The organism is Austwickia sp. TVS 96-490-7B, assembly GCF_019331795.1.
GTDB lineage: Bacteria > Actinomycetota > Actinomycetes > Actinomycetales > Dermatophilaceae > Austwickia.
In genome coordinates, this window is sequence record NZ_JAHPZL010000004.1 from 371,554 (window position 1) to 382,426 (window position 10,873).

5 protein-coding genes and 3 rRNA genes are annotated in these 10,873 nt (G+C 57.8%); 4 read left to right on the top strand and 4 right to left on the bottom strand.

What is annotated here, in order from left to right; genetic code table 11:
* Positions 1 to 5: 5 nt before the first annotated feature.
* Positions 6 to 845, bottom strand: a complete 840-nt coding sequence (locus KEM60_RS07555) for a biotin--[acetyl-CoA-carboxylase] ligase (protein ID WP_255574361.1) — start codon at positions 843 to 845, stop codon at positions 6 to 8.
* Positions 846 to 869: 24 nt separating this feature from the next.
* On the opposite strand from KEM60_RS07555, the gene KEM60_RS07560 reads away from it, so the two are divergent.
* The 4 genes from KEM60_RS07560 to KEM60_RS07575 all read left to right on the top strand — a co-directional run bounded on the left by KEM60_RS07560 (position 870) and on the right by KEM60_RS07575 (position 5,225).
* A complete protein-coding gene (locus KEM60_RS07560) occupies positions 870 to 2,486 on the top strand; it encodes an acyl-CoA carboxylase subunit beta (protein WP_219106903.1) in 1,617 nt (538 codons plus the stop codon).
* 52 nt (positions 2,487 to 2,538) lie between these two features.
* Positions 2,539 to 2,760, top strand: a complete 222-nt coding sequence (locus KEM60_RS07565; protein WP_219106904.1) for an acyl-CoA carboxylase epsilon subunit — start codon at positions 2,539 to 2,541, stop codon at positions 2,758 to 2,760.
* A gap of 96 nt (positions 2,761 to 2,856) precedes the next feature.
* Positions 2,857 to 4,530, top strand: a complete 1,674-nt coding sequence (locus tag KEM60_RS07570) for a DUF885 domain-containing protein (RefSeq protein ID WP_255574363.1) — start codon at positions 2,857 to 2,859, stop codon at positions 4,528 to 4,530.
* Complete coding sequence (locus tag KEM60_RS07575) at positions 4,527 to 5,225, top strand: nucleoside triphosphate pyrophosphatase (RefSeq protein WP_219106905.1); 699 nt, start codon at positions 4,527 to 4,529, stop codon at positions 5,223 to 5,225. The genes KEM60_RS07570 and KEM60_RS07575 overlap by 4 nt, the downstream gene beginning before the upstream one ends.
* A gap of 147 nt (positions 5,226 to 5,372) precedes the next feature.
* On the opposite strand, the gene rrf is transcribed toward KEM60_RS07575, so the two are convergent.
* The 3 genes from rrf to KEM60_RS07590 form a co-directional block, all read right to left on the bottom strand.
* Positions 5,373 to 5,489, bottom strand: a 5S ribosomal RNA gene (gene rrf, locus KEM60_RS07580).
* A 105-nt stretch (positions 5,490 to 5,594) separates the two neighbouring features.
* Positions 5,595 to 8,706 (bottom strand): 23S ribosomal RNA (locus KEM60_RS07585).
* A gap of 400 nt (positions 8,707 to 9,106) precedes the next feature.
* Positions 9,107 to 10,622: ribosomal RNA gene (locus KEM60_RS07590) — 16S ribosomal RNA — on the bottom strand.
* The 16S, 23S and 5S rRNA genes sit together here, the layout of an rRNA operon.
* Positions 10,623 to 10,873: the final 251 nt, after the last annotated feature.

The window sequence follows — 10,873 nt, forward strand, 5'->3', positions numbered from 1 at the left end:
ACTGATCATGCCTGACTGGTCGGTCGGGTGGGAGTCGCTCGCCGTAGATGAATAACGTCTCCGGCAGCGAAGGAGCGGCGGGCACCATCGATCATCACGACGATTTCCCCACCGCGGGAGACATCCACGGCCTCCCCTTCGACAACGATGCCGTCGGGCAGGTGTACTTGTACGTCGCAACCGATGGTGGTGCAGGCGGCACGATAGTCACGGCGGAGTTCGTCGAGGGTAAGCCCCCCGGCGTACCACGGTCCGTGCAGGTCAGCTATCTCGTGGGCGAGAGCCACGACGACATCCGCGGGGGCGTGACGTTCATGGCCGGCAAGGGTCAGTGAGGTCGCTGCCGGGACGGGGAGTTCCTCGGGGCTCAGGTCGAGGTTCACGCCAATGCCGATGACGGCGACGGCGATGCCACTATCGGTGGCAGGTGTTGCTTCGCAGAGGATTCCGCAGACTTTCCCCCACCGACCGTGAGGTTCACGGGCCAGCACATCGTTAGGCCATTTGAGGGCAAAACTGTCAGGGCTACCGGTCACACGCCCCAGCGCCCGGGTGACGCCCAGGCCGGCAATCAAGGAGAGCCACCCCCACGAGGCAGGATCCTTGGCCAGCGGCACGGTGAACGACACGGCGACGGACGCGCCGGCGGGAGATTCCCAGCTGCGAGTGTGACGACCGCGCCCGTGGGTCTGGTGTGGGGTGGTGACGACTCGCCAGGGGCGGGGGTCGGCAAGGGCCGCAGCATTGGTTGATCCGAGCTGCGCTGGGCAGCTGACTTCGCGCCAGGGGGTGCGGTCGGTGATCAGGGCGTGACGTAAGGGGTCTTCACTCAGCTCCATGGGCATGGCGTCAAGGCTAGGCTCTCCGCCATGAGCGACGCCGCCACGACCGGGACCACTCCGGAGCAGCCTGATCTGCACACGACGGCCGGTAAGTTGGCCGATTTCCGTCGACGGAGCGACGAGTTGCTCCATGCGGGCTCCGCAAGAGCGGTAGAGAAACAGCACGCCAAAGGCAAAAAAACCGCTCGTGAACGCATCGATCAGCTTCTCGACGAGGGAAGTTTTGTCGAGCTGGATGGCCTTTCTCGTCATCGCTCCACCAACTTTGGCCAGGAGAAAAATCGCCCGTACGGCGACGGGGTCGTCACCGGCTATGGGACCATCGATCACCGTCCGGTATGTGTGTTCGCCCAGGACTTCACTGTTTTCGGCGGATCATTGGGCGAGGTGTTCGGGGAGAAGATCGTCAAGGTCATGGATTTGGCGTTGAAGATCGGATGTCCCGTGATCGGAATCAATGATTCTGGTGGCGCTCGCATCCAGGAGGGAGTCGCCTCACTTGCCTTGTACGGCGAGATTTTCCGCCGGAATGTTCATGCTTCAGGGGTGATCCCGCAGATCAGCTTGATCATGGGTCCGTGCGCTGGTGGCGCAGTGTATTCTCCAGCGATCACTGATTTCATCGTGATGGTGGATCAGACGTCACATATGTTTATCACTGGCCCTGACGTGATCAAGACTGTCACCGGCGAGGATGTCGCCTTCGAAGACCTGGGTGGGGCGCAGTCCCACAACACGAAGTCAGGCGTGGCGCACTATGCCGCAACCGATGAGGATGATGCTCTCGATTACGTTCGTGAACTGTTGTCATATTTGCCGCAGAACAACCTGGAAGAAGCTGTCGTCTACGAGTTCGACGAGGAACCTGAGGTGACCGTCGAGGACGAGGCATTAAACACGTTCATCCCAGATGCAGCGAACTCGCCGTATGACATGCACACTGTCATCGAGACGGTGGTGGATGACGGCGCTTTCACTGAGGTCCATGCCTTGTTCGCACCGAATATCATCGTCGGTTTCGGTCGGGTGGAGGGACGCAGTGTTGGCGTCGTTGCGAATCAGCCGATGCAGTTCGCTGGCACGCTCGATATAGATGCCTCAGAGAAAGCAGCACGGTTCGTGCGGACCTGCGATGCCTTCCATATTCCGGTGCTGACGTTCGTGGACGTCCCGGGCTTCCTTCCCGGGACGGACCAAGAGTGGAATGGGATTATTCGTCGCGGCGCTAAGTTGATCTTTGCGTATGCCGAAGCGACGGTCCCGTTGGTCACGGTGATCACGAGAAAGGCGTACGGCGGAGCTTACGACGTGATGGGGTCAAAGCATCTGGGCGCGGACGTGAATTTGGCCTGGCCGACAGCGCAGATCGCAGTGATGGGCGCTCAGGGCGCGGTCAACATTTTGTATCGGAAGCAGTTGGCTGAGGCGGTGCAGCAGGGGCGTGACGTGGAGGCTGCTCGGCGAGAGTTCATTGAGCAGTATGAGACGACGCTGGCTAATCCTTATGTCGCGGCGGAACGCGGATATATCGACGCAGTGATCGAACCGGCACAGACTCGTGTCCAGGTGATCAGGGCATTGCGAGCGTTGCGATCGAAGTCGGAGAAGTTGCCGCCGAAGAAGCACGGCAACATTCCGCTGTGACGGGCATGTTGTGGGGTGGGCGGTGCTGTCCGGTGGGTCATGGAGGTCTGTGATGAGTGACGTCGTATCTGCTCAGGACGATGTGTTGTTCCAGGTGGTGCGCGGTGCGGTGGACGCTGAAGAATTGGCGGCGCTCACTGTGGTGCTGTTAGCACTGCTGCGCGGCGACCAGACGAGTCCGAGTTCGTCGGCAAAGGGGTGGAGCAGACCGTCAAGGTCGTTCAATGTCGGAGCGGCCCGGGGCGCTGGCTGGGGTGCTCAGGTCGGCGGCTGAGCTGCTCCGCTCTAGCACGGGCGAGCCTGACGCGGTAGGGAATCGACGGTTTCGCGTTTCCCCGTTCAGTAGCGACTGTTGCGGTACGTTCGTGGGGTGACCTCTTCCATCGTTTCTTCTCGTCAGTTGACTGCCGCCGATCGTGTTGCTGAGGAGTACGTCGATCGGTTGGTGGAGTTGAGCCCGTTGATGGCCACCCAGTTGGGTTTGCCGGGCCGGGAGGATGAGTACGACGATTTCTCCCCGGAGGGATTGGCGGCGTTGTCGGAGTTACGCCGGGATGTCCTGCGTCGCATCGGGACGGTCGAGATTGTGGACGACGTTGACCGGGTGACGGTAGAGGCGATGCAGGAACGGTTGGGCTTAGAAGAAGAGGTTCATGACGCCGCATTAGATCTGGCGTCGATGAACAACTTGGCCAGCCCGATGCAGATGATTCGCGATGCATTGGATTTGATGCCGACGGACACCCCCGAGCAGGTCGAGTTGCTTGCTCGGCGGATGCGGGGGATTCCGCGGGCCTTGGAGCAGTGGGATGAGTCACTGCATGAGGCTGCGCGTCGGGGACGGCAGCCAGTGTTGCGACAGGTGTTGACCTGTCAAGAGCAGGCCCGTGAACTCGCTGGCGAGGAAGGGTATTTCGCTGGGTTGGGCACGTTGGCCAAGGGGGATGAGCGGCTGCTTCGTCTCGTAGAAGACGCTACGAGCGAGGCACGTCGGGGATACGCAGAGACGGTGACCCGCCTCGATGCGTTATCTCGGATCGCGGTTGACCGGGATCCGGTGGGCCGGGAGACCTATGAACTGTGCTCTCGGATTTTCCTGGGCACACGGATCGATTTGGCGGAGACCTACGCCTGGGGCCAGGAAGAGTTGGCACGTATCAAGAAGCAGATGGGCGCCGTCGCCGAGCTCATCCGTCCGGGGGCTTCCCCTGCGGAGGCGGCAGCAATATTAGATGAGGACCCAACGTACCGTTTGGAGGGGACGCAGGCTCTGCAGGAGTGGATGCAACGTACGGCGGATGCTGCCGTCGATGCGCTGGCGGAGAAACATTTTGACATTCCAGAGCCGGTACGTCGCATCGAGTGTTGTATCGCACCGACGCAGAGCGGCGGGATTTATTACACGGGTCCGTCGGATGATTTTTCACGTCCGGGTCGAATGTGGTGGTCGGTGCCGAAGGGCGTCACGTCGTTTGGGACATGGCGTGAGCTGACCACTGTTTATCACGAGGGAGTCCCCGGGCATCATTTGCAGGTGGGGCAGACAGTGTTTCGATCAGAGCTGTTGAACCGGTGGCGGCGCTTGATGGCCTGGACTTCCGGGCACGGCGAGGGATGGGCCCTGTACGCGGAGCGTCTCATGGAGGAGCTGGGATTCATGGAAGATCCCGGTAACCGGCTGGGGCTGCTCGATGGTCAGTCGATGCGCGCAGCTCGGGTGGTGCTGGACATTGGGCTGCATTGTGGTCTTGAGGCGCCAGCTGAGGTGGGTGGGGGATCGTGGAATTACGCCAAGGCGTGGGAGTTCTTGAACAGTCATGCCCAGATGGCGGAGGGGTTCTTGCGGTTCGAATTAGACCGGTATTTGGGCTGGCCTGGGCAAGCTCCGTCGTACAAGATCGGTGAGCGTCTGTGGTTGCAGCTACGTGACGAGGTGCGTGCTCGTGAGGGTGCGGCCTTCGATCTGAAGAGGTTCCACCGTCAGTCTCTGGACATTGGTGGGGTCGGACTGGACACCTTGCGTAAAGCTATCCTGGCCCAGTGACGAGCTCCGTTCAGCTGGTTCTGGCTTCAGCTTCTCCTGCTCGCTTAGCGACACTACGAGCTGCTGGGGTGTCCCCTACGGTGCAGGTCTCTGGGGTCGATGAGGCCGCTATCGTGCGGCAGGAGCGTTCCCAACGTGGCGAGTTGTCACCAGCCGAGGCGGCGTTGGTGTTGGCGCGCGCCAAGTGCGAAGACGTGGCGTCACGCTGGATCAGTGAGGTAGGACTTCCCGGAGGGCTTAGGTCAGACAGGACCGCTTCTGCGACTGATGCCCGGGTGCTGGTGTTGGGCTGTGATTCGCTGTTCGAAATGGACGGCGTGGCGTATGGCAAACCAGGGTCCGCAGCTGAGGCCAAAGCGCGATGGCACTTGATGTCTGGCAGCCAGGGAGTGCTGCACACGGGACATTGGCTTGTTGACGTATGTGCTGGAGATCAAGCTGCCGTGGGGCTCATTGTCAGTACGACGGTGTCGTTCGTCGAGGTGACTGATGCTGAGGTATCAGCCTATGTGTCTACCGGTGAGCCGTTAGCATGCGCAGGCGCCTTCACCATTGATGGCTTGGGTGCTGCTTTTGTATCCGGGGTCAACGGTGATCACCATAATGTTGTAGGGGTGTCCATCACCGGATTACGGTCCATGGTGGCAGAACTGGGTATCTCATGGACAGAACTCTGGTCCGCACACAATCAGTGATGTGTATCAATCAGTGATGTGCGTTACCTCCGCCATGTGGAGCCACAGCCAACTGAATGCATGTATGCCTAACTGAAATCAGAAGGAGTGTGACCAGATAAAACGAAAGCCCCTGGAGATGATCTCCAGGGGCTTTCGTGAATGTTTGTCCGGCGGCGTCCTACTCTCCCACACCGTCTCCAGTGCAGTACCATTGGCGCTGAAAGGCTTAGCTTCCGGGTTCGGAATGAGACCGGGCGTTTCCCTTTCGCTATGACCGCCGTAACGTTGTCGTACTTATCAACAGTCCTCACACTGTTTTGACAGGGTGTGAGGGTTCCCGTGGGTGTTGATGTTCCGGGAACTATACAGTGGACGCGAGGATCTTTATGTGTCAAGTCATCGGCTTATTAGTACCAGTCAGCTCCACACATTGCTGTGCTTCCACATCTGGCCTATCAACCCAGTAGTCTAGCTGGGAGCCTCTCGGGGATCGTGTCCCCATGGAAACCTCATCTTGAAGCGTGCTTCCCGCTTAGATGCTTTCAGCGGTTATCACTTCCGAACGTAGCTAATCAGCGGTGCTCTTGGCAGAACAACTGACACACCAGAGGTTCGTCCATCCCGGTCCTCTCGTACTAGGGACAGCCCTTCTCAAGTTTCCAACGCGCACAGAGGATAGGGACCGAACTGTCTCACGACGTTCTAAACCCAGCTCGCGTACCGCTTTAATGGGCGAACAGCCCAACCCTTGGGACCTACTCCAGCCCCAGGATGCGACGAGCCGACATCGAGGTGCCAAACCATGCCGTCGATATGGACTCTTGGGCAAGATCAGCCTGTTATCCCCGGGGTACCTTTTATCCGTTGAGCGACCACGCTTCCACAAGCCATGGCCGGATCACTAGTCCCGACTTTCGTCCCTGCTCGACATGTCTGTCTCACAGTCAAGCTCCCTTGTGCACTTGCACTCAACACCTGATTGCCAACCAGGCTGAGGGAACCTTTGGGCGCCTCCGTTACCTTTTAGGAGGCAACCGCCCCAGTTAAACTACCCACCAGGCACTGTCCCTGATCCGGATCACGGACCGAAGTTAGACATCCAGTACAACCAGAGTGGTATTTCAACGTTGACTCCACCCATGCTGGCGCATGAGCTTCACAGTCTCCCACCTATCCTACACAAGCCGTACCGAATACCAATACCAAGCTGTAGTAAAGGTCCCGGGGTCTTTCCGTCCTTCTGCGCGTAACGAGCATCTTTACTCGTAATGCAATTTCGCCGAGTTCGCGGTTGAGACAGTGGAGAAGTCGTTACGCCATTCGTGCAGGTCGGAACTTACCCGACAAGGAATTTCGCTACCTTAGGATGGTTATAGTTACCACCGCCGTTTACTGGCGCTTAAGTTCTCAGCTTCGCCCACAAGTGAGCTAACCGGTCCCCTTAACGTTCCAGCACCGGGCAGGCGTCAGTCCGTATACATCCACTTACGTGTTCGCACGGACCTGTGTTTTTAGTAAACAGTCGCTTCTCCCTGGTCTCTGCGGCCCTCACCCCTAGACTGTGAAGCCTTCAAGGATCAGGCCCCCCTTCTCCCGAAGTTACGGGGGCATTTTGCCGAATTCCTTAACCACGATTCACTCGATCGCCTTGGTATTCTCTACCTAACCACCTGAGTCGGTTTAGGGTACGGGCGGCTCGAACCTCGCTAGAAGTTTTTCTTGGCAGCATAGGATCACCCTGCTTCCACCAAACGGTGTCACCATCACATCTCAGACTCATGATGCCCGGATTTGCCTGGACATCGTCCTACATGCTTGGACGTAGACAACCATCGCTACGCGGAGGCTACCTTCCTGCGTCACTCCATCGCTTACCTACTACCAGATCGGGTCATGCGCTCCACTACCTCACTCCACCCGAAGGCAGAAAACGAAGCAGCTTCAGGCACTTAGCATCACTGGGTTCGATATGGGCGGTTCTTCGCCGGTACGGGAATATCAACCCGTTGTCCATCGACTACGCCTGTCGGCCTCGCCTTAGGTCCCGACTTACCCAGGGCAGATTAGCTTGACCCTGGAACCCTTGGTTATTCGGCGGACGGGTTTCTCACCCGTCATTCGCTACTCATGCCTGCATTCTCACTCGTGTAGCGTCCACACCTGGATCACTCCGGCGCTTCACTCGCCACACGACGCTCCCCTACCCATCAACACCCCTGAACCACGAAGGCTTAGGAAATGTGTCAATGCCACAGCTTCGGTGGTGTGCTTGAGCCCCGCTACATTGTCGGCGCGGAATCACTTGACCAGTGAGCTATTACGCACTCTTTCAAGGGTGGCTGCTTCTAAGCCAACCTCCTGGTTGTCACTGCAACTCCACATCCTTTTCCACTTAGCACACGCTTAGGGACCTTAGCTGGTGATCTGGGCTGTTTCCCTCTCGACTACGGAGCTTATCCCCCGCAGTCTCACTGCCACGCTTACACTTACCGGCATTCGGAGTTTGGCTGACGTCAGTAACCCGGTAAGGCCCATCAGCCATCCAGTAGCTCTACCTCCGGCAAGAAACACGCAACGCTGCACCTAAATGCATTTCGGGGAGAACCAGCTATCACGGAGTTTGATTGGCCTTTCACCCCTACCCACAGCTCATCCCCTCAGTTTTCAACCTAAGTGGGTTCGGTCCTCCACGCCGTCTTACCGGCGCTTCAACCTGGCCATGGGTAGATCACTCCGCTTCGGGTCTAGACCCCGCGACTAAAACGCCCTATTCAGACTCGCTTTCGCTACGGCTACCCCACCCGGGTTAACCTCGCCACGGAGCACTAACTCGCAGGCTCATTCTTCAAAAGGCACGCCGTCACCCCACACAGAGGCTCCGACGGATTGTAGGCACACGGTTTCAGGATCTATTTCACTCCCCTCCCGGGGTACTTTTCACCTTTCCCTCACGGTACTTGTCCGCTATCGGTCACCAGGGAATATTTAGGCTTAGCAGGTGGTCCTGCCAGATTCACACGGGATTTCTCGGGCCCCGTGCTACTTGGGATACTTCTCCACAGTTCCTTGCATTTCAACTACCGGGCTACCACCGTCTCTGGCCGGCCATTCAAGACCGTTCGTCTATACAAGAAATTTTTGACTGCGTACCAGCGTGTCAGCACTGATCGAAAAGTCCCACAACCCCGCACATGCAACGCCTGACAGCTTTAACACATGCACGGTTTAGCCTCTTCCGCTTTCGCTCGCCACTACTCACGGAATCGCGGTTGCTTTCTCTTCCTGTGGGTACTGAGATGTTTCACTTCCCCACGTTCCCTCTACACACCCTATATATTCAGGTGCAAGTGACTGGACTTGCCTCCAGCCGGGTTTCCCCATTCGGAAATCCTCGGATCACAGTCTGGTTATCGACTCCCCGAGGCATATCGCAGATTCCCACGTCCTTCATCGGTTCCTGGTGCCAAGGCATCCACCGTGTGCCCTTAAAAACTTGGCCACAAAGATGCTCGCGTCCACTATACAGTTCTCAAAACACCACACACCCCACACACCAGCCACCACACACCCACCAGCACACAACACCAGCAGACGGGTATAACCAGCTCACGCGGGAAGTCCCACAGAACCCACACCACACAACAGTAGCTGAGCCCTGAAAACCCAACAGCGTGCCACGACACCCACCACCCAACAGCCAGCTTTCCCCGCCAACACCAGCATCACAGACACCAGCACCAACCGTACTCACTGAACACATCAGCAGCAGACGCCATCCATCGATGTTCCACCCTTGAGCAACCCCCACCACATCGTCAGTGATGAAAAGGCCACTCGTCGACCAACCCCCAGCCACCACAACGCGACTGACAGAGCTACAAGCCGACGATGCTCCTTAGAAAGGAGGTGATCCAGCCGCACCTTCCGGTACGGCTACCTTGTTACGACTTAGTCCCAATCGCCAGTCCCACCTTCGACGGCTCCTTCCACAAGGGTTAGGCCACCGGCTTCGGGTGTTACCGACTTTCGTGACTTGACGGGCGGTGTGTACAAGGCCCGGGAACGTATTCACCGCAGCGTTGCTGATCTGCGATTACTAGCGACTCCGACTTCACGGGGTCGAGTTGCAGACCCCGATCCGAACTGAGACCGGCTTTATGGGATTCGCTCCACCTCACGGTATCGCAGCCCTTTGTACCGGCCATTGTAGCATGCGTGAAGCCCAAGACATAAGGGGCATGATGATTTGACGTCATCCCCACCTTCCTCCGAGTTGACCCCGGCAGTCTCCCATGAGTCCCCACCATTACGTGCTGGCAACATGGAACGAGGGTTGCGCTCGTTGCGGGACTTAACCCAACATCTCACGACACGAGCTGACGACAACCATGCACCACCTGTACACCGACCTTACGGGGAGCACATCTCTGCACTTTTCCGGTGTATGTCAAGCCTTGGTAAGGTTCTTCGCGTTGCATCGAATTAATCCGCATGCTCCGCCGCTTGTGCGGGCCCCCGTCAATTCCTTTGAGTTTTAGCCTTGCGGCCGTACTCCCCAGGCGGGGCGCTTAATGCGTTAGCTGCGGCACAGAGCTCGTGGAATGAGCCCCACACCTAGCGCCCAACGTTTACGGCATGGACTACCAGGGTATCTAATCCTGTTCGCTCCCCATGCTTTCGCTTCTCAGCGTCAGTTATGGCCCAGAGACCTGCCTTCGCCATCGGTGTTCCTCCTGATATCTGCGCATTTCACCGCTACACCAGGAATTCCAGTCTCCCCTACCACACTCTAGCCTGCCCGTACCCACCGCACGTCCAAAGTTAAGCCTTGGATTTTCACGGCAGACGCGACAAACCGCCTACAAGCTCTTTACGCCCAATAATTCCGGACAACGCTCGCACCCTACGTATTACCGCGGCTGCTGGCACGTAGTTAGCCGGTGCTTCTTCTCCAGGTACCGTCACTTTCGCTTCTTCCCTGGCGAAAGAGGTTTACAACCCGAAGGCCTTCATCCCTCACGCGGCGTCGCTGCATCAGGCTTTCGCCCATTGTGCAATATTCCCCACTGCTGCCTCCCGCAGGAGTCTGGGCCGTGTCTCAGTCCCAGTGTGGCCGGTCACCCTCTCAGGCCGGCTACCCGTCGTCGCCTTGGTGAGCCATTACCTCACCAACAAGCTGATAGGCCGCGAGTCCATCCTCCACCAATAAATCTTTCCACACACCATCATGCGCCAGTGTGTCATATCCAGTATTAGCCCCGGTTTCCCGTGGTTATCCCAGAGTGAAGGGCAGGTTACTCACGTGTTACTCACCCGTTCGCCACTAATCCACCCCGAAGGGCTTCATCGTTCGACTTGCATGTGTTAAGCACGCCGCCAGCGTTCGTCCTGAGCCAGGATCAAACTCTCCAAAAACAATTTAGAAAACACTCAACCAGCCACAAAAACATTGCGACCAGCCAAGATCCCAGCCCCAAACCAAAAAACCCTAACCCCACTCACGTGAAGCCAGAGCCGAATTGACTTGAAACCAACAAACAATTGGCATCGATTTCGGCACGCTGTTGAGTTCTCAAGAATCAGTTACCGCTTCGCTTTCAGCCTTTCAGCTTTCCGCTCGGCGACTTCTCTAAGTTATCCTTCCAGCTGAGCGAGTGTCAAATCCG